Annotated in this window: 14 protein-coding genes, 1 tRNA gene and 1 pseudogene; 10 read left to right on the top strand and 6 right to left on the bottom strand. The window is 58.6% G+C overall.

Going from position 1 to position 19,925, the window contains the following annotated elements; genetic code table 11:
* Positions 1–152: 152 nt before the first annotated feature.
* The 7 genes from WA354_RS01370 (at position 153) to WA354_RS01400 (ending at position 9,003) form a co-directional block, all read left to right on the top strand.
* Entirely contained in the window at positions 153–1,034 is an 882-nt protein-coding gene (locus WA354_RS01370) for an ABC transporter ATP-binding protein (RefSeq protein ID WP_472811216.1), read from the top strand.
* Between the two features lie 13 nt (positions 1,035–1,047).
* Complete coding sequence (locus tag WA354_RS01375) at positions 1,048–4,698, top strand: ABC transporter permease/M1 family aminopeptidase (protein WP_472811217.1); 3,651 nt, start codon at positions 1,048–1,050, stop codon at positions 4,696–4,698.
* 109 nt (positions 4,699–4,807) lie between these two features.
* On the top strand, positions 4,808–5,665 hold the full coding sequence (locus WA354_RS01380) for a PfkB family carbohydrate kinase (protein ID WP_472811218.1): 858 nt from the start codon (positions 4,808–4,810) through the stop codon (positions 5,663–5,665).
* Entirely contained in the window at positions 5,662–6,444 is a 783-nt protein-coding gene (locus WA354_RS01385) for an ATP-binding cassette domain-containing protein (RefSeq protein ID WP_472811219.1), read from the top strand. The genes WA354_RS01380 and WA354_RS01385 overlap by 4 nt, the downstream gene beginning before the upstream one ends.
* A complete protein-coding gene (locus tag WA354_RS01390; RefSeq protein WP_472811220.1) occupies positions 6,441–7,091 on the top strand; it encodes an ABC transporter permease in 651 nt (216 codons plus the stop codon). The genes WA354_RS01385 and WA354_RS01390 overlap by 4 nt, the downstream gene beginning before the upstream one ends.
* Positions 7,088–7,972, top strand: a complete 885-nt coding sequence (locus tag WA354_RS01395) for a glycine betaine ABC transporter substrate-binding protein (RefSeq protein ID WP_472811221.1) — start codon at positions 7,088–7,090, stop codon at positions 7,970–7,972. Before WA354_RS01390 ends, WA354_RS01395 begins: the two co-directional genes overlap by 4 nt.
* A 119-nt stretch (positions 7,973–8,091) precedes the next feature.
* Positions 8,092–9,003, top strand: coding sequence for a DUF5996 family protein (locus WA354_RS01400; RefSeq protein ID WP_472811222.1), 912 nt, complete (start codon positions 8,092–8,094; stop codon positions 9,001–9,003).
* A 37-nt stretch (positions 9,004–9,040) separates the two neighbouring features.
* Here WA354_RS01400 and WA354_RS01405 read toward each other — a convergent pair whose 3' ends face one another.
* The 5 genes from WA354_RS01405 to panB form a co-directional block, all read right to left on the bottom strand.
* Positions 9,041–12,538, bottom strand: a complete 3,498-nt coding sequence (locus WA354_RS01405; RefSeq protein WP_472811223.1) for a glycosyl hydrolase 2 galactose-binding domain-containing protein — start codon at positions 12,536–12,538, stop codon at positions 9,041–9,043.
* 348 nt (positions 12,539–12,886) lie between these two features.
* A tRNA-Leu gene (locus WA354_RS01410) sits at positions 12,887–12,973 on the bottom strand.
* A 102-nt stretch (positions 12,974–13,075) separates the two neighbouring features.
* The gene (locus tag WA354_RS01415) at positions 13,076–13,975 is read right to left on the bottom strand and encodes an Fpg/Nei family DNA glycosylase (protein WP_472811224.1); all 900 of its coding nucleotides are present in this window, start codon (positions 13,973–13,975) and stop codon (positions 13,076–13,078) included.
* A gap of 66 nt (positions 13,976–14,041) precedes the next feature.
* On the bottom strand, positions 14,042–14,890 hold the full coding sequence (gene panC / locus WA354_RS01420; protein WP_472811225.1) for a pantoate--beta-alanine ligase: 849 nt from the start codon (positions 14,888–14,890) through the stop codon (positions 14,042–14,044).
* A complete protein-coding gene (panB, locus tag WA354_RS01425) occupies positions 14,890–15,813 on the bottom strand; it encodes a 3-methyl-2-oxobutanoate hydroxymethyltransferase (protein WP_472811226.1) in 924 nt (307 codons plus the stop codon). Before panB ends, panC begins: the two co-directional genes overlap by 1 nt.
* A gap of 203 nt (positions 15,814–16,016) precedes the next feature.
* Here panB and WA354_RS01430 point away from each other — a divergent pair, with 203 nt between their 5' ends.
* The gene (locus WA354_RS01430; protein WP_472811227.1) at positions 16,017–16,757 is read left to right on the top strand and encodes a polysaccharide deacetylase family protein; all 741 of its coding nucleotides are present in this window, start codon (positions 16,017–16,019) and stop codon (positions 16,755–16,757) included.
* 194 nt (positions 16,758–16,951) lie between these two features.
* On the opposite strand, the gene hemL is transcribed toward WA354_RS01430, so the two are convergent.
* Positions 16,952–18,259 (bottom strand): glutamate-1-semialdehyde 2,1-aminomutase, encoded by a 1,308-nt coding sequence (hemL, locus tag WA354_RS01435; protein WP_472811228.1) that lies wholly within the window; start codon positions 18,257–18,259, stop codon positions 16,952–16,954.
* A gap of 185 nt (positions 18,260–18,444) precedes the next feature.
* Between hemL and purM the strand changes: the two genes are divergently transcribed.
* A complete protein-coding gene (gene purM / locus WA354_RS01440; RefSeq protein ID WP_472811229.1) occupies positions 18,445–19,524 on the top strand; it encodes a phosphoribosylformylglycinamidine cyclo-ligase in 1,080 nt (359 codons plus the stop codon).
* 150 nt (positions 19,525–19,674) lie between these two features.
* Positions 19,675–19,925, top strand: a pseudogene (locus WA354_RS01445) (hypothetical protein); the annotation flags it as partial.

Raw genomic sequence — 19,925 nt, forward strand, 5'->3', positions numbered from 1 at the left:
CGGATCTAATGGCAAGAAATTGACAGCGAAGTTGCAAACGCCCGAGACCCGCGAGGGATATGCTCGATATCTTTTGAGCAATCAATGTGCTAGCATGGCCGGAACGTCCCCACCCCGCCCGAAATTTCAGAAATAGCAGGAGGACTACAGCCTTGGCTCTCACCATTTCCGGTCTCTCCAAGACCTATCCCAACGGTGTAAAAGCACTCCAGAACGTCTCACTGACAATCGGGAATCATATGTTCGGGCTGCTCGGTCCGAACGGAGCCGGCAAGAGCACGTTGATGCGCACTGTGGCCACCTTGCAGGCACCCGATGCCGGCACCGTGACCCTCGACGGACTGGACGTTGTTTCGAACAAGACGGAAGTCCGCAAGATACTTGGATACCTGCCCCAGGAATTCGGCGTGTATCCCAAGGTGTCGGCGCTCGATATGCTGCATCATCTCGCCGTCATGAAGGGAATTACCAACAAGGGCGAGCGCAATGAGATCGTGAATGCCCTGCTGCAGCAGACGAATCTCTGGGATGTGCGCAAGAAATCACTCGGCACCTACTCTGGCGGCATGAAGCAGCGTTTCGGAATCGCGCAAGCACTGCTCGGGAAGCCAAAGCTGATTATTGTCGATGAGCCGACCGCTGGACTCGACCCCGCGGAGCGCAATCGCTTCCTCAATCTGCTAAGTTCCATCGGCCGCGACGTTATTGTGATCTTGTCCACTCATATCGTCGACGATGTCCGTGAGCTATGCCCGCGCATGGCCATCATTGCCAACGGCACGGTCCTGCTGGAGGGCTCTCCTACGGAGACGCTGAATGCGCTGCATGGGAAGATATGGTCGAAGGTCGCCGCCAGCGATGACGAGTTGAAGGCGCTCGAAGCCAACCTCCAGGTGATTTCCACCCACCTCATCGCCGGCCAGCACGAAGTGCGCGTGTACGCCGATACCGACCCTGGAGAGGGATTCAAACCTTCTGAATCGGAACTGGAAGATGTCTACTTCCTCAGCCTGGCCCGTCACGCGAAGAACTAGCTACGGAGCGCACATGCGATTGTTTCTGGAATTCTTCATATTCGAGCTGAAGTTTCGTTTCAAAACCATCTCCACCTACGTGTACTTCGCCATCTGGTTCGCCTTCAGCTTCCTGTGCATCGCCTCGGAAAACTTCGGTCCCATCGCGTTCGGCAATGGCAAGGTGCTGCTCAACGGACCGTATGCCAATATCTACAACGACGTCTTCTCTACCTTCTTCGGACTGATCATCATCGGTGCCATCTTTGGCACATCGATCCTCCGCGATTTCCAGCGCGACACCACGCAGATCCTGTTTACGAAACCGATTTCGAAGTTCGCCTACCTCGGCGGGCGATGGGCCGGATCATTCGTGGCAACCGCATTCGCCTTTTCGGGACTGGTCTTTGGTGAGTTGCTTGGAACACTCGCGCCGTGGGCCGATCACACCCGCATCGCTCCGACGCACTTGTGGTGGTATCTGCAGCCGTTCCTTTTTATCGTCCTCGTACAGATATTCTTCATCGGATCCATCTTCTTCATGGTGGCCGCTTTGACCCGGCGCATCTTTGTCGTTTATGTCCAGGGTGCCGGTTTCCTGATTCTGTACTTGATTGGCCTCGGTGCCTTTGAGACAACCCGCAGCACCGCGCTGTTCTGGCCCGGCGTTTTCGACCCCGTCGGAGTCATTCTCAACGATTCCATCACCCGCTACTGGACAGTGGTGGAAAAGAACACCCTGCTGTACTCCTGGTCGCTGCACTCTGCAGGAGGCGTGTTCCTCTACAACCGAGTCCTCTGGATTGGCGTGGGCCTCCTGAGTCTCGGAATACTCTGGAAATTCTTCCCCATGTCACTCGAGGCGCTCACGGCGCGCACCAGCAGCAGGCGCGCCCGCATTGCCCTCGAGCAGGACGAAGAACTGCGGCCGGCTCGGAGCCGGGCGGTTGCCAAAATTCCACTCGTTCATCAATTGTTCGGCGCAGGAACCTCTCTGGCACAATACCTCTCACTCACCCAGATGCGAGTCCGCAACATTGTGCGCGACGTTCCCTTTTGGGTTTTACTCGTCCTTATGGCCGGCGTGGCACTCAATAATGGGCACTACGCCGGCCGCGTGGAGGGAGCAAATGTCTGGCCGGTCACCTACCTCATGCTGCAGTCCGTTGAAGGGGGCGCAATGCTCTTCTTCTACATTGTTGCGACGTTCTACGCGGCAGAGCTAGTCTGGCGCGAACGCGATACTCGCTTCGAGGGTATTCACGACGCTCTGCCGATGATGGAATCGACTGACTGGCTCTCGAAGTTCACTGCGCTCTGCGTGGTAGAACTCGCATTGCTCACAATTGCGGGCATCTGCGGAATCATCATGCAGACGATTGCCGGCTACTATCATTACGAGTTACTGCAGTACGCCAAGGAACTGTACGTCGTCACCCTCCCGCAGGTTCTAACCTTTGCGCTCTTCGCCATGTTCGTGCAAACCATCGTCTCCAACAAGTTCATCGGACACGGTGTCGTCATCGGCATCTTCGTAATGCAGCCTGTTCTTTATAACTTCGGACTGGAGAATACTCTCTACCTGTTCGGAGCCACTCCGCCGTACACGTACTCCGACATGAACGGCTACGGGCACTTTGTCCAGCCGCTGTTCTGGTCGATACTTTACTGGCTTTCGTTCGCTGCATTCCTCGGAGTCCTCTCGATCGCGCTCGCTCGCCGTGGCGCGGAAGACTCTCTGCGTGCACGGTTGCACCTTCTCCGTCAGAACACGCCCGGGCTCGCCCCGGCAGCTGCGGTCTTTCTATTGATTGCCGTGGGCAGTGGAGCCTGGTTCTACTACAACACGCACGTCCTGAATGAATATCTCACCAACAAAGACCGGCGCGTGATCCAGGCTGACTACGAGCGGGACTTCAAGAAATACGAACACCTTCCGCAGCCCAAAGTCATATCCGTCGATACGCAGATCGATATCTTTCCTGAGCGTCGTTCTTTCAGTGGAACCGGTCACTTCCTGCTCGAGAACAAAACGCCCCAGCCGATTACGCAGATCCATATCACCAATGCGCAACAGTCCGTCGCCAGCGTCTCATTCGACCGACCGTTTCGCGTCGTCTCCGCCAGCCCTCGAAACCTCTACGTCATCTACGCTCTCGACAAGCCGCTCGGTCCAGGCGAAACGATGAACATGACGTTCAACATGAGTCAGGAAACTCGAGGCTTCCTTGATGGCCACGAGCGTGCCGAGCTCGCCTACAACGGAACCTTCTTCGACTCGGGATACTTTCCAACCATCGGTTACAGTCCTGACATCGAGCTGAACGATCCTCGGCGTCGCCGCGAAGAACATCTCGGGCCGCTCGAGTTGCTTCCTAAGCGCGGGGATCCGGTCGGCAGTGTTACCAATCTCTTCACGACGCAGTCCGACTGGATTCATTACCGAGCCACCGTAAGTACGTCTGCGGATCAAATTGCGATCTCTCCGGGCTACCTCAAAAAAGATTGGATCGCAAACGGACGTCATTACTTCACCTACGACATGGGCGATGTTCAAACGCTCGACTTCTTCTCGTTTGTCTCCGGCAAATATGAAGTCACGCGCGATGTTTTTCAGGGCGCGAATGGCCCCATCGCCATTGAGGTTTATCACCTGCCTTCGCATAGCTTTGACGTGCAGGACATGATTGCCGCTTCAAAAGCAGGACTCGCGTTCTACGAAAAGGACTTCAGCCCATATCAATTCAAGCAGTATCGGATCCTCGAATTTCCGCGCTACCGCACTTTCGCTCAATCCTTTCCCAACACCGTTCCTTATTCCGAGGGAATTGGATTTATCGAACGGATGGAGAAACCCACTGACATTGATTTCACATACTTCGTCACCGCGCATGAGCTCGGTCATCAATGGTGGGGGCATCAGCTGATCGGAGGCCGCGTTGCCGGTTCAAACATGATGTCAGAAACCCTGGCCGAATATTCCGCCCTGATGACGATGCGCCATCGGTATGGCGATGACAATATGCACAAGTTTCTCAAGCATGAACTCGATCGATACTTGCGCGGCCGTGGCACTGAGGTTCGTAGAGAAGAGCCTCTGGCTCAGGTACAGCAGGAGGCCTACGTCTGGTACCAGAAAGGCGGCCAGATTATGTACGCACTTTCTGACTACATTGGCGAAGACAAGGTGAACCTGGCGCTTCATAACTTCCTGATGCAGTATCGTTACGCCAATGCCGGGACCGCGCAATCGGCACCATATCCCGATACACGCGAACTCGTCGCTGCTCTGCGCGAACAGACTCCTGCCAACCTCCAGTACTTCATCGACGATTCCTTCGAGAACATTGTTCTCTACAACAACCGCGCGGAGTCAGCGACGGTAACGCAGACCCCCGACCACAAATACAAAGTCACGCTAGTCGTGGAAGCGCACAAAGTGAAGTCCGACGGCAGCGGCAATGAGACACCAGAAAAGATGAACGACCTCGTAGATATCGGCGTCTTCACCGGCCCGCGCGATACCGAAAAGCCGCTGTACCTTCAAAAACAATGGGTGCACGACGGCAAGCAGACATTTGAAATTGTTGTAGACAAGATGCCCGCTCGCGCCGGTATCGACCCGCTCAATAAGCTCATCGACCGCGACGCCGACGACAACGAGACTGACGTCACCAAGCAGTAGGTCGCCGCTTTGCTGCCATCGAATCATCGCATTGCAGGCAACATAGCCGGTACTGTTCCCGGCTCGCCGCATACAATGTGAGCGAGCGGAGATCTGGCGGGGCTCAATCATGACGAGCGGCATCTTTGTAGGGCTGTCGACAATCGATCTCATTCACGCTGTCGATGAGTTTCCGCCGGCGAATCACAAAGCCGTTGCACGCAGCCAGGAGGTTGTCGTCGGAGGACCCGCTGCCAATGCCGCCATTACCTTCAGCCATCTCGGTGGGAACGCCACTCTTGTCTCTTCAGTCGGCCGTCATACGCTTGCCGTTCTGGTGAAGGAAGAACTTCAGCGCCGTGCGGTTACTCTCATCGATCTCATTCCGGAATCTGAGGCGACACCGCCGATCTCTTCCGTGTGGGTAAATCGGAACGGCCAGCGCAGTGTTGTCTCAGTGAATACAACCCGTCTTGAGATCGCAGCGCCGCAAGTCGATCGATCGGTGTTGGCAGAGGCGCGCATATTGCTGGTTGACGGACACTCCATGGAAGCGTGTCAGGGCTGGGCAGCGGCAGCGCGCTCCCACGGGATTCCGGTGGTCTTCGATGGAGGAAGCTGGAAACCCGGAACCGACCAGCTCTTGCAGTTCGTAGATACCGCAATCTGTTCCGCCGACTTCCTGCCTCCCGACTGCACCGACGAAGACGCCGTCCTTCAGTATCTGCGAGCGGAAGGCGTACGCCAGATCGCGATTACCCACGGCGGAAATCCCGTGCGATTCACTGCCGACACACATTCGGGCTTCATCGATGTCCCTCAGGTTGACGCGGTGGATACCACCGGAGCCGGAGACATCTTCCATGGCGCTTTCTGCTTCCACACTGCTAGTGGTTCCAGCTTCGTTGAAGCGCTGCGCGCAGCGGTCGGCATCGCTGCGGCGTCGTGCAAGTTTCGCGGAACCCGGGAATGGATGTCCACGCAATGAGCGCAGCACTGGAATTCCAAAACATTTCCGTGTCGATACCAAACGGCCGGGTGCTACTCGATGATGTTTCACTCGCGCTCGAAGAAGGCACTGTCACCGCAATTCTCGGCCGCAGCGGCTCGGGAAAAACCACGCTGCTTCGAACCGCGAATCGGATGATTGAGCTCAGTCGCGGCCACGTCATGGTCGCCGGCACGAATGTCAACGAAGTCAGCATCATTCAACTGCGCAGAAAAATGGGCTACGTCATTCAGGAAACCGGCCTCTTTCCACATTTCAATGTTGAGCGCAATGTCGGCATTGTTCTTGAAGCTGAAGGACAGTCGCGCGAAAAGCGTGTCGCGCGTAGCAACGAACTCCTGCAACTGGTCAGCCTCGGTCCCGCAGCGTTCTCGCATCGCTTTCCGCATCAGCTCTCCGGCGGGCAGCGCCAGCGCGTTGGTCTGGCTCGCGCGTTGGCTGCAGAGCCAAAAATTCTGCTCATGGACGAGCCCTTTGGCGCGCTCGATCCTCTCACCCGCGCAGAGATGCAGGACATGCTTCGCGGCCTTCTGCAGCGAATGGGTACCACCGTGCTGCTCGTGACCCACGATCTGGATGAAGCGCTCTATCTTGCTCACCACATCGTCCTGCTCGGCGAGGGCAAGGTCCTCGCAAATCTCACTCGCGATCAGTTCCTCCACTCGCAACAGCCGGAGATCATCGCCTATGCGCGTGCATTCCGCCGCGGCCAATCCAGCACGTCGCCTCATCCGACTGCAAAGGAGGGGACCGCATGACCACCTCGTTCCTGTCGCAGTATGGCGGCGAGATCTCGACGCTCACGCTGGAGCACCTCTGGCTCACCGGTGCCGCCATGCTGTTCGCGACCGCCATTGCCGTTCCCGCCGGCATCTGGCTCACGCGCTCGCAGCGATGGGCCAAGCCGGTAATCGGCGTCGCCAATGTGCTTCAGACCATTCCGTCGCTCGCGATGTTTGGATTCCTGCTACCGTTGCCGTGGTTTGGCGAGCGAGCCGCGCGCATCGCCATCGTCGCGCTCACCGCCTATGCCCTCCTTCCCATTTTGCGCAACACCTACGCGGGAATTCGCAGCATCGATCCCACCCTGATTGAAGTGGCCCGGGCCATTGGCCTCACCGATGCGCAACGACTGTTCAAGATTGAGCTGCCCCTCGCCGCATCGTTCATTTTCGCGGGGCTTCGCACAGCTACCGTGACGTGTATCGGCATCGCAGCCATCGCAGCTGCGGTGGGAGCAGGCGGCCTTGGCGAACTGATCTTCCGTGGCGTCGCCTCGGTGGATAATCGCCTCGTTCTGGCCGGAGCCGTCCCCGCAGCACTGCTTGCGCTGGCTGCCGACGCCGCGTTGGGACTCCTGGAGCGCCGGTTCAAAGTCTCGAATGCCGAGGGAACCGGCCAATGATCCGAAGGGCCCTTCTCGCGTGTACTCTTCTGTCCCTGCTCACACTCTTGAGTTGCTCGCCGCCCCGTCCGAACCACCCGGTCATCGGCGCAAAGAATTTCACTGAACAGGTCATCCTCGGTGAGTTGCTCGCGCAGGAGATCGAGGCCAGATCCAATCTGAAAGTCGAGCGCCGCTTCTATCTCGCCGGCAGCTACATCTGCAACCAGGCTCTCGTCGCCGGTCGCATCGACGCCTATGTCGAGTACACCGGCACCGCGCTAACGGCAATTCTCAAGCAGCCAGTCGATCGCAATCCGAAAGCTGTTCTTGATACCGTACGCCGCATTTATGCATCGCGCTACCGCATTACCGTCAGTGACCCTCTCGGATTCGAAAACACTTTCGCCATGGTGATTCGCGGCGACGATGCACGGCGCCTCCATCTCTCAACCCTCAGTCAGGCAGCGCCCTACACGCCACAGTGGCGCCTCGGCGTGGGATATGAATTCGAGCAGCGCCCCGACGGCCTCCCCGGTCTTAGCTCTACGTACAATCTGCATTTCAAAGGCGAGCCACGAAGCATGGACCTTGGCCTGCTCTATCGCGCACTCAATGCACATCAGGTCGACATGATTGCGGGCAACTCAACTGACGGCCCAATCCAGGCGTTCGGCCTTGTTGCGTTGCAGGATGACCGTCACTACTTCCCGCCCTACGACGCGGTCCCGCTCGTTCGCGATGACGCGTTCCGCCGCTGGCCGCAAATCTCTGTTGCCCTCCACGCTCTGGCCGGAAAAATCACGGCAGACGACATGCGCTCAATGAACGAGGCAGTTGACGGCCAGCATCGCGACCCTGCTGAGGTCGTTCGAGAATTTCGTATGAAGAACGGTCTTTGAGCGGCAGCCGCTCGGCACCTTCCACATTTAAGAATTCGCTGCTACGGGCACGAAAGAGGCATAATCTGTCTCAGAGGCATCTGCTTCTCGCACACACCAAAGCTTGCGAGGTTCATACAGTGAATAACACCACAGATCGCCCGGAATGCTGGCCATCCCTCCCGCTGGATTCATGGCAGGAGACGTACGCCACTCTGCATATGTGGACACAGATTGTTGGCAAGGTTCGTCTTCATCTCACCCCGCTGATCAATCACTGGTGGAACGTTCCCTTCTATGTGACAGCCCGAGGACTGACCGCCTCCTGCATTCCTTATGAAGACCGGTCATTCGAACTCTACTTCGATTTCATCCGCCACCAGCTTGTGCTTGAAACCAGCGATGCCATTGTGAAGAAACTTCCGCTTCAGCCCCGCTCTGTGGCTGAGTTCTACCAGGAGTTCTTCGCCATGCTCCGGTCGGCTGGCATCGACGTCAAGATCTGGCCGATGCCGGTTGAGATTCCAAATCCCATTCGGTTTGATCAGGACCAGCAACATAACTCCTACGATCCCGAATCCGTCGCGAAATTCTGGCGCATCCTGCTATCCGCAAATACAGTCTTCCAGCAATTCCGCTCGCGATTCATTGGCAAGAGCAGTCCGGTGCATTTCTTCTGGGGAAGCTTCGATCTCGCCGTCACACGATTCTCAGGCCGCAAGGCACCGCCGCGCGACGGCGCCGACTCCATAACGCGTGAGGCCTATTCCCACGAAGTGAGCAGCGTCGGCTTCTGGCCCGGCGCCGGCTTTGCGGGCCCGGCATTTTACTCATACATGGCGCCCGAGCCCCAGGGATTTCGCGAAGCGCAGGTCCAGCCTGCGGGCGCTCACTACGATCCAGCCCTCGGCGAATTCATCGTCATGTACGACGACATCCGCGCAGCCTCATCCCCGAGCGAAGCGCTACTTGCCTTCTGTGAGACCACCTATGCGGCCGGAGCACGGGCTGCAAAGTGGGACCGCGACAGCCTCGAACGGAGCATCCCGTAAGCAGCGATGCGGCTTGACTCGCGCGAAAGGTGAAAAGCTACCTGGCCTTTGCGAAGTTGTAGCCGCTCACGCGCACGCTCGGCTTCTCTCCTTGCGTATCCGCATCCTCAAGCGAAATGGAAATCGTCCGCTTCTCGCCCGGCATCAGAGCGACGTAGTTATCGTCATACAGCGCAGGCACAATCAGATCACCGCTCCTGCTGCGCACTGCCTTTACGCGCACCATCAAAGCCGGTGTCTTCGAGCCGTTGTGCAGCTCTGTCTTGATCCGCCAGTTTGCGCCGTCTCGGTGAATATGCGTTTTCGCCGTCACCTGGGCAACGGACAGGTCCCGAATACCCTGGTAATCTCCCTCCGCAAGCCCGTGCAGGTAGAAGTTTTGCGAGACAACATCTTTGCCTCGTGTCAGCGTCAAGCGGATGAAATGTGTGCGCGCTAGACCCGCAGGAAACTCCAGTTGCATCGGAGATTGCGTGCTGTCTTCATGGCTATCGAGCATCGCGCTCTTTTCCCACTTCACCGTCCCGTCGATGTTGATGACCTGCGCGCGAGCCGTAAGCCCCATCTGCTCGCCGGCGCTGTAGTTCACCACTTCAACAGCATCCGTCGCAGCGTTCCACTGAATATGCAGCGGCTCGGCGGCCTTCTTCGCACCGTAGTAGCCCGCATCGGTGTCGAAGAAGTAGTCGTAGGTCTGCCACAGCAGAGACGGCCATGCCGGATGACTCATCCAGATCAGCAGCCCCAGCCGATTCTTGCTTTGCCCTTCGAACATTCCACGATATGCGTCGTAATCCACGAACTGCGCGAAGCCCACCCAGTCAGCCACATTGTTCGCGCCACCATACTGTTTCTCTACCGCCGTCGTAAACGGATTGTGCTCGTGATAGTCATGCAGCGGCCACTGATATCCCTGTGGCCACATCGCAGACTCCGGCATTGTCCGTCGCAGATCATCCATCTCCACAACATTGGGCGAACCCATTTCGCTGTGCAGCTTTGTCGGGGCATGTTCGAAGTAGTAGCGCAGCGGCTCCACGCGATACGGCCCGTGCCCACTCACCGGCCCATCAGCCGAACTGGAAATGTAATGCGATCCCGGCTCCAGCGTTGCCACCATGTTGCGTAGTCCGTCATCGATCGGCTGCGGCGGTAAGCCCTCATTGCGGCCGCAGAAGATTCCCAGCGACGCATGATTGCGAATACGCAGCAGGTAGTCGCGTGCATTCGCGAGAAACAGATCGTTGTCATCCGGATCGGGTCCGTCCCAAGGGTTCGCCAGCCAGAAATCCTGCCATACCACCACGCCATTGCGATCGGCTGCTTCGTAGAACGCCTCATCGCCAGTCTGTCCCACCCAGTTCCGAATCATGTTGAAGTGTTCGTCGCGATGGTAGCGCAGAGCCGTGTTGTATTCCCGCGCACGATACCGCAGCATTGACTCGGGAAACCCCCAGTTTCCCCCGCGCGCGATGAACCGCCGCCCGTTGATCCAGATCTTCAGCACGCCACCGTCTTCCGAGTAGGTAAACTGCCGCACTCCGGACTGGAATGAAGTCTTGTCTGACTCCACACCGTCGACAACGAAACTGATCGAAACCGGATAGAGATTCGGTTCGCCATAACCCACCGGCCACCACAGCTTCGGATTCACGAGGTGCAGCACCGACTGCGTTGCCGGGGAAAGCGCAATCTTCTTTGTCGAAGCCGCATCGACAGTCACCGGCATTTCGACCGAGACATCGCCAAAGCTCGCGCGCAACGTGCCGGAGATCGGCTTCGTATCCATGTTTCGTAACGTCGCCTGAATCGTCACATCCGCATGCGTTGTATCCGGCAGCGGCAGTGCGGTCGTCACCAGTGGGTCTTCAATCTTCACCGGGCCGCTGGTAGATAGGAAGACATTGCTCCAGATTCCCGTGTCCCGTCCGCGAATCGTCGAAATCCAGTCCCATCCCGCCGATGCATGGTACGTCGGATTATCGCGACCCAGCGCGCCGCCGTTCACCGTCGGTCCAGCCTTGTCCTTCGTGCTTCCGGGATTTGCCACGCGGATAATGTGCACGGCCATGGCATTCACGCCGCCGTGATGCACAAGGGCTGTTACGTCAAAGCGGCCACGCATGAATCCTCCGTCGAGGCGTCCCACTCGATGGCCGTTCAAAAAGACCTCGGCCTTCCAGTTGATCCCATCGAAATTCAGCCACGTGTGTTCACCCGGATGCCGCTCGGCGGCCAGATCAAACTCGTCGCGATACCAGAAGTCCGCGCAAAAGAACGAGTCGGAGATCGCATATTGGTTGTCGCCAAAATCAGGGTCAGGAATTGCACCGTCATTCAGGTAACTGGTCAGCACCGTCCCCGGAACCGTCGCAACCATCCAATCCTTGCCGGCAAAACCCGCTGTCGAAAGTTCCTCTCCTCCAACCGGCACGAGCGATGCGCGCTGCACGCGCCAGTTTCCGCCTGCAAGCGGCAGTGTTCCATCAGTCAGGGCTGGGGCGGCAGCGTGCGGAGCCGCAACGAGTCCGCCGCGCCCGTAGACCTCAAGCTCGCTGAGGATGTAACGATCTCCCGCATTAACCGGCTTCGTCATCAGCACGCGCACGTAGCGGCCGCGAACCGGTTGCGCGAGGTGAATGTCATCGGTTGAACCGCCGCCTGAAGGCAGTGCCTGCAATGATTTCCACTGGCTTGCATCATCCGACGTCTGGATGGAGCCTTCTGATGCGCGTTGAATCCAGGCAAGCCCAATGCGATCGAAGGTGCAAACTGCGCCCAGGTCAACGTAAACCCATTCTTCTGCGCTCCCCGCGCTCATCCAGGCACTCGAGAATATATCCGGACCCGCCACGCGAACCGGCTGCCCCTTGTCAAATAGGGCAAGCTCCGCCACTCCCCAGGCGCGCACATTCGGCGCCCCGAGTTGCACGCGATACGAACGAAATTGCGCCGGCGCGGTAAAGGCAATCGTCTCCAGGAAACTCGGGCCGAGCGCACGCATGTCCGGCCATTCAGAGCCTGAAGCGCGTCCCACTTCCTTCCACGTCACGCGATCGTCCGAGCCGGAAACAGTGTAGGTCCAGATCCCCGATAACGATCTGCCATAGATCTTTCGCAGATAGAGATCAATACGGTCGATCTCTGGCGCCTCACCTCCGCCCTTCAAGTCGAATTCGACCCATGGCGATTCGCCCGACACATTCACTGAAGATGTGACATTGCCGTCCAGAAAGAGTTCACGGTCGATCTTCGGCAAAGTACCGGCATCGCCGGTCGAAGTTTCGATCCACTGAGGCAGCGAAGATTCCTTGATGCCGTCCGTGATCAATTGCGCTGTCAGGTTGTAGTCATAGGCGCTCGACTGATACGCGGGCCGGTGGAGCGCCAGGTTGCGATATGTACTTGCGTCCGCAACAAGAGCCGGCCCGGTGTATTCCCTTGGGTCTCCCGGATATACACCGATTCCGCGCGTATAGTTCTGGGCGTGCACCGTCAAAACGGCGAAAAAAACGATAAGGGCGAGTTGTTTCATGATTTACACTCCGCAGACGCGATCGATACCTTCGCGCACGGCTGCCAGTTTCCGGCGCAGATGATCTGGTATTCGGCTGAACGAGCAAGTGTAACTGGAGCCAGAACTCGTCGTAAAACTGTGCACGCCTATTCGCAAGCAGTCACGATGCCGCCTTCGAGAGTCTCTTCCTGCAGAAACACGACTTGAGCGGAATGCAGAGAGTCGGCTGGGCGCTCCACTAGTTTTGGAAGGATGAGTATCGAAGAACAACGCTGGGATCAATCAAATCTGGGCAAATAAGACAGTCCCAATCCGTCGCTGGGCGAAAGGCTGTAACCTGCAAATGAGACTGATTCCCGGAAATGTTGGTGCCGAAGAAGGGACTCGAACCCCCACACCCTTGCGAGTACGTGGACCTGAACCACGCGCGTCTGCCAATTCCGCCACTTCGGCACGAGACACAAATCCAGCGATTTCCGCCGGATCGGCAGCATCTTTGAGTCTCGCAAAACCAGCCTTTTGTGTCAAATCCAGCGCAACTTCCAGGTCAGCAAATCACTTCTTCTTCAAGGCCTCCAACTCATCCAGAGTTCGCGGCCAGTCTGCACCCAGCAGCCGCGACAAGCTTCGGTCGGCCAGCACCTTCCCGCCCGTCTGACACTTCGCACAGTAGTTGGTCTCGTTGTCGGCGTAGCGAATCCGCTGCACCTTATCACCGCATCGCGGACACGGCAAACCGAACCTCCCATGCACCGCCATCTCCGGGCGGAAGGCCGTCACCTTCTCAGGAAAGCTCTTTCGCGCCTCGGCTCCAAGTCGATCCATCCATGTCGTCATCGTCGAGCGTGCCGCCGCAAACAGCCGTTCCCACTCTTCCGGTTTCAGCTTGTGCGTCTGCGCAATTGGCGAAAGCCGCGCCGCATGCAGAATCTCGTCGGAATACGCATTCCCTACCCCGCTGATCAGCCGCGGATCGGTCAGCGCGCGCTTCAGGGTGCGATTCTCCGCAGTCAGTGCCGCACGAAATCCATCCAGGTCCGTCTCAAATACCTCCACTCCGCCCGGATCCATCGATCGCAGCGCCTCCTCGCCGCGAACCACATATAAGGATGCGCGCCGCTTCGAGCCTGCTTCGGTCAGCACAAGAGACCCGTTCGGAAAATCAAACGCCGCCAGTGCATTTCGTCCGGCCAACTTGGCTCCTGCAGCTTTCCAGTGCAGCCGTCCCGCAATCATCAGGTGCAATACCAGCCAGATTTCATCATCTAATCCAATCGCGATTCGCTTTCCAATCCGACGCAACTCGCGAACAGTTTTGCCCTCTGCTGCGCTGAGTGGCGGATCAACACTGCGCAGCAAAAACACTGAGCCAAGCCGCACATGCTCGAGCGTCTGCCCCACGATGCGCTCCTCGAGTGCAGTGATGTACGCAGAGATGTCAGGCAGTTCCGGCATGTGTACAAGATTGCGTGCTGCCGCAGGGTTGACGCAACATCTGTTTTGGTGTCCCCTGGAACCCACTCACTGCAGGATCGTGTTATCAATCAACCGCGTGTTCCCCACCCATGCAGCAACTGCAAACAGCGAGCCGGGCGCAGCAATAAGCACAGGCCACAGCGTTTCCCAGTCCACCAGCTCGATGTAATCCATGCGGAGGGCGGGTTCTTCAGCAAGTACATCGCGCGCCGCCTCCATCAATCTGATACTCAGCCGCTCGCCGCCAGCCACAAGGCTTTCAACCCGTCGAATCGCACGGCTCAACGCCAGTGCCTGCTTCCGTTCCTCGGCACTCAGATACACATTGCGCGAACTGAGCGCCAGCCCATCCACCTCGCGCACAATCGGACAAACCACAGTTTTCGTACCCAGGCGCAGATCGGCAACCATTCGCCGCAGGACTGCCACCTGCGCTGCATCCTTTTGCCCGAAGAAAGCGAGATCCGCCTCTGCAGCATTCAGCAGCTTCGCCACCACCGTTGCCACGCCACGAAAATGTCCCGGCCGTGACTTGCCATCCAGCCGATCGCTCAGTCCTTCCACCTCGATGAACGTAGCAGCACCCGCCGGATACATCTCCTCCACGCTTGGCGCGAAGATCACCGTCGCACCTTCCCGCTCTGCCAACTCACAGTCTGCTTTGAATGTCCGCGGATACTTCGCAAAATCTTCATTCGGTCCAAATTGTGTCGGGTTCACGAAGATGCTCACAGCCACGCGGCCCGGCCGCGCTTCTACCGCCGCACGAATCAATGACGCATGCCCCTCGTGCAGCGCGCCCATCGTCGGCACCAACGCGATTCCTTGGCCGCCATCGCAGCGCCGCGCGCGACTCCATGCCCGCAATTCTTCCACTGTCCTGAGAATTTGCATTACGCCTTGCGCAGTCGCTTCACCGGCTCGGTCTCCCCGCGCTCTGCTTCCAGTTCCTTGCGTACCGCCGAAGACAGGTGATAGCTCTCCTCGTCCGATGGGAATGCGCGATGCTCCACGTCCTCACGATAGTGTTCGATCGCTGCGCGGAACAACCCCGCCGCATCCGCATAACGTCGCGCAAACTTTGCCTTGGGCGCGAAGCTCAGGTTCACCATGTCGTGGAAGACGAGAATCTGCCCATCGCAATCCGGCCCCGCTCCAATCCCGATCATCGGAATCGTCAGCGCTGCCGTAATCTCCGCCGCCACCTCGCGCGGAACTCCTTCCAGCACCAGCACGCCCACGCCAGCCTCTTCCAACGCCTTTGCATCCGCTTTGATCTGCTGGATCGAGTCCGTCGTCTTTGCCTGCACCCGATACCCGCCCATCCGATGCACGCTTTGCGGAGTCAACCCAAGATGACCAATCACCGGAATCTCCGCATCCGTCAGCGCCCGCACCAGCGCCACGCGCGGCCCCTCAATCTTCACGGCTTCCGCGCCCGCCTCTTTGATGAACCGCACTGCGTTCGCCACGCCTTCGGCCACAGTTCCGTGATAGCTGCCGAACGGCATATCCGCCACCACCAGCGCCCTTCGCACAGCTCGCCGCACAGCACGAGTGTGGTGCAACATCTCGTCGACGGTCACTGCCAGAGTATTGTCGTGGCCCATCACGACCATCGCCAGCGAATCGCCCACCAGCACCAGGTCGATGCCTGCCTCATCCACCAGCCGCGAAGTCGCGTAGTCATACGCAGTCAACGCAGAGATGGGCTTGCCCTGGCGTTTCATCTCGGCCAGTGCAGGAATAGTCACTTTTGTGATGGAGGAATCAAGCGGCGAAGAATTCGCGCTTCCGGGGAAGTTTGTAATGCTCATGTATTCTCCAGTGCCGCTCCGTACACGCAGGATGCGACCCGAACACCACAAGTATACGCTCGGAGGGAGCGTGGGGCTTTTGTCCCACGAATCCAGGTGATCTTTTAAAAGAGGGCCTTCAGGCACGGATTAGCGTCATCTGTTACTAATCGTCACACTTTGCTTGCCGTCGAGCCTCCCTTCGCCCCACACTATGTGCAGCAATGCTTTCTCCTTTAGCTGCGAGTATTTACGGAGTTATCGGTCTTGCCGGTACAACCGGGCTTGGCATCGGAGGTTTCGCCTACGCCTCCCGCTGGCCCACGTCGCAGATCTTCGGCCGCACCCTCATCGCCCCACGCAATCCCGGCCAGCTCGCTCTTACCTTTGACGACGGCCCCAATCCGGCATGGACGCCGCGTCTTCTCGACATTCTCGCCGAACACAACGTTCACGCCACATTCTTCATGGTCGGCAAGTTCGCGAAGTCCGAAAGGGGACTAGCCCGCCGTGTCGCCGATGCCGGCCATCTGATCGGCAATCACACCTGGAGCCATCCCGATCTTTCCCGCACCCGGTCAGCCAACGTTCTCGACGAACTCACCCGCACCAACGACCTGCTCGCGCAGATCATGGGCAAACCGGTGCGCTACTTCCGTCCACCCTTTGGAGCACGACGCCCCTACGTGCTGAAACTCGCGCGCCAGCTCGGCCTCGTCCCCGTCACGTGGAACGCAATGACGACGGATTGGAGGGAACCCTCCGCCGACAGGATCGCGCGGAATCTGATCAAGAAAATCGACAGCAACCAGAGCAGCGGCTACGCCGGCAACATCGTCCTCCACGACGGCAGTCATCGTGGCCAGAACGCCGATCGCGGCCCGTCCATCACCGCCGCCGCACAGCTTCTTGAGCGCTACCATCGCACCCACTCTTTCGTGACCCTGGATGCATGGAGTAAATAACTCCATTCCCAGTTTTCGAAAGCATCAATCACCACATCAAGGGGTGCCCCATCCATGACGCGGCTTTTTCGCGTCATGGGTGGGAAAGCAAGAACCTCAAAACGGAGAGAGCAGCAGACTTCAGGTTGCTGAATGAACGCGCAAAGATCAACAGGCCTTTAGGCCCGGACGACTGCGATTGTTCTTCTCAACAATCAGGCGCAAAACGCCTCGCTCGCCGCCTCAATCGTAGACCGCACTTCCGCATCCGCATGCGCAGTCCCCAAAAACACAGCCTCAAACTGCGAAGGCGGCAGCCATACGCCGCGATCCAGCATGGCCCGATGAAACTTCCCGAACATCGCCGTATCCGACTTCGCCGCCTCGTCGTAATTCGTCACCGGCCCTTCGTTGAAGAACCAAGTCCACATCGCTCCAACGCGATTCATTGTCATCGGCACGCCGGCCTTCGCTGCCTCGGCCGCAACCCCTTCCACCACTGCCCTCGCCGTCGACTCCAGACGCGCATATACCTCGGTTTTATGCTCCTGCAGATACCCAACCGTCGCAGTCCCCGCCGCCATCGCCAACGGATTCCCGCTCAGCGTTCCAGCCTGATAAACCGGGCCCAGCGGCGCCAACATATCCATATACTTCCGCTTTCCGCCAAACACCCCCACTGGCAATCCGCCACCCACAATTTTCCCCAGCGTCACCAGGTCCGGATCGAGCGAATACAACTCGCACGCCCCGCCCAGCGCTACCCGGAACCCCGTCATCACCTCGTCCACAATCAGCAACGCACCTTCGCGTCTGGTCAGCTCACGTAGCGCCTGCAAGTATCCCGGCATCGGTGCAATGCACCCCGCATTCCCCACCACCGGCTCCAGAATCACCGCCGCAATCTCATCGGGATGCGCATCAAACGCTGACTCCACGGCGGCCGTATCGTTGTAGGGCAGTGCGTGGGTCAGCGCCGCAACTTCCTCCGGCACCCCCGCCGATCCGGGAATTCCAAATGTCGCCACTCCCGAACCCGCTTTCACCAGTAGCCCATCCGCATGTCCGTGATAGCAGCCTTCAAATTTGATAATGATCTTGCGTCCCGTCGCCGCCCGCGCCAGCCGTATCGCCGACATCGCCGCTTCCGTCCCCGAACTCACAAAACGCATCTTCTCGATTGCCGGATAGCACGCAACAATCCGCTCCGCCAGATCCGCCTCGCTCGCGGTCGACGCGCCAAAGCTAGCCGAATTCCGTGCGGCGCGCTCAATCGCCTCCACCACCGGCGGAAACGCATGCCCCAGGATCATGGGTCCCCACGAGCCTACGTAATCGATATAGCGGTTGCCGTCTGCGTCCACCACGTAGGCGCCCTCGGCCCGCTCCACAAACGGCGGAGCCCCGCCCACCGCGCGGAACGCTCGTACCGGCGAATTGACACCGCCGGGGAAATAGCGCTCAGCGCGCTGCTGCAACTCTTGGGAACGCGCATGGGAAAGGATTGAAGCTCTCGTGCTCATCGTGGCTTCAGTATAGAAGTCGCACCGCAAATCGGAACCCAATCCCACTTCAGGCCCGCGCCGTTCTCCACATTTTGAACAGCAACTTGACCTCGCCCTTCACAGTCTCCTGCTGTCAACCCTGCTAGAATCGACCTTTCCGGTCCGCATCGCCGCTCCAAACTCCAACCGCAGAAGGCCGTAACGTGCCCGAAGAATCCAAATCAAAGTCCGACCAACCGAAGTCCGTCAGCACCAAGCCCATCACCTATGCCGACGCCGGGGTCGACATCTCCCGCGGCGATCGCGCCAAGGACCGCATCAAGTACCTTGCGCAGAAGACCTTTAACCGCAATGTCTTAGGCGGGATTGGCGGCTTTGGTGCTCTCTTCCGTCTCGACCTCCAGAAGTTCAAAAGCCCCATCCTTGTCAGCTCTGCCGACGGCGTGGGCACCAAGCTCAAAATCGCCTTCGAAATGGGCCTGCACTCCAGCGTGGGCGGCGACCTTGTAAACCACTGCGTCAACGACATCGCCGTCCAGGGCGCCACCCCCCTTTTCTTCCTCGACTACTTCGCCAGCGGCAAACTCGACCCCGAGGTCACTGAAACCGTCGTCTCTGGCCTTGCCGAGGCTTGCAAAGCCAACGGTTGCGCCCTCATCGGTGGCGAAACCGCCCAGATGCCCGGCTTCTATGCCGAGGGCGAATACGACCTCGCCGGCTTCATCGTCGGTGCCGTCGATCGCGACAAACTTGTCACCGGCGCTGACATCAAAGCCGGCGACGTCCTCATCGGATTCCCCTCCACCGGCCTCCATACCAACGGCTACTCCCTCGCCCGCAAACTCATGTTCGACGTAGCCAAATACAAGCCCAGCCAGTACGTCACCGCCATCAAAGAGAAGGCCGGCACCGCGCTCATGAAGACGCACCGCAGCTATCTCCACGTCATCCAGAAGCTGGTCGCCGCCGACATGACCGCCGGAATGGCCCACATTACCGGCGGCGGCATTACTGAGAATCTTCCGCGCATCCTGCCCAAGGGCCTGGCAGCGCAAGTCGAACTCGGTTCGTGGCCCGTGCTGCCCATCTTCGATCACCTTCGCGATCTCGGTCAGGTCTCGCAAGACGAGATGATGCGCACCTTCAACATGGGCGTCGGGCTCATCGCCGTAATTCCCGCAGCCAAATTCACCCGCGCCAAAACCCTCCTCGACCGCGCAGAAGAAAAGTTCTACATAATCGGCCGCGTAGTCAAAGGCGACCACCGCGTCCAGTACACATGATCAATCTCATTTGCGAATCGATCTGCACGCTCACGGGTGCCCCAGGTCTCGCTTCTGAGACCTGGGAAAGCATTAACCTCAACCAGCCAATGTCATCCTGAGCGCAGGTCGCCCCCCAGAGCCACAACGAATCGGATTTCAAGACGAACCGTGAACTCCGCACAGGCCAATCCGCATGATGAAGGCGCGCAACGCGCTCATCCGCCCCTGCGCATCGGCATCCTCCTCTCCGGCCGCGGCTCCAACTTCCTCGCCATCGCCCGCAACATCCGCGAAGGCCGCCTCCCCAATGTCGAAATCGCGATCGTCCTATCCAACATCACCGACGCCCCCGGCATCCAGGCCGCTCGCGACCTCAACCTTCCCGCCGCCGTCTACGTCTCCAAAGGCCGCCCCCGTGC

Origin of the sequence: Occallatibacter sp. (assembly GCF_049802275.1) — a bacterium.
In the GTDB taxonomy this organism is placed as follows: Bacteria; Acidobacteriota; Terriglobia; order Terriglobales; family Acidobacteriaceae; genus Telmatobacter.

Excerpts from the sequence above, each read along its gene's own strand:
- WA354_RS01375 (WP_472811217.1), top strand. The coding sequence starts at position 1,048 with ATGCGATTGTTTCTGGAATTCTTCATATTCGAGCTGAAGTTTCGTTTC.
- WA354_RS01380 (WP_472811218.1), top strand. The coding sequence starts at position 4,808 with ATGACGAGCGGCATCTTTGTAGGGCTGTCGACAATCGATCTCATTCAC.
- WA354_RS01385 (WP_472811219.1), top strand. The coding sequence starts at position 5,662 with ATGAGCGCAGCACTGGAATTCCAAAACATTTCCGTGTCGATACCAAAC.
- WA354_RS01390 (WP_472811220.1), top strand. The coding sequence starts at position 6,441 with ATGACCACCTCGTTCCTGTCGCAGTATGGCGGCGAGATCTCGACGCTC.
- WA354_RS01395 (WP_472811221.1), top strand. The coding sequence starts at position 7,088 with ATGATCCGAAGGGCCCTTCTCGCGTGTACTCTTCTGTCCCTGCTCACA.
- WA354_RS01405 (WP_472811223.1), bottom strand. The coding sequence starts at position 12,538 with ATGAAACAACTCGCCCTTATCGTTTTTTTCGCCGTTTTGACGGTGCAC.
- WA354_RS01415 (WP_472811224.1), bottom strand. The coding sequence starts at position 13,975 with ATGCCGGAACTGCCTGACATCTCTGCGTACATCACTGCACTCGAGGAG.
- panC (WP_472811225.1), bottom strand. The coding sequence starts at position 14,890 with ATGCAAATTCTCAGGACAGTGGAAGAATTGCGGGCATGGAGTCGCGCG.
- panB (WP_472811226.1), bottom strand. The coding sequence starts at position 15,813 with ATGAGCATTACAAACTTCCCCGGAAGCGCGAATTCTTCGCCGCTTGAT.
- WA354_RS01430 (WP_472811227.1), top strand. The coding sequence starts at position 16,017 with ATGCTTTCTCCTTTAGCTGCGAGTATTTACGGAGTTATCGGTCTTGCC.
- hemL (WP_472811228.1), bottom strand. The coding sequence starts at position 18,259 with ATGAGCACGAGAGCTTCAATCCTTTCCCATGCGCGTTCCCAAGAGTTG.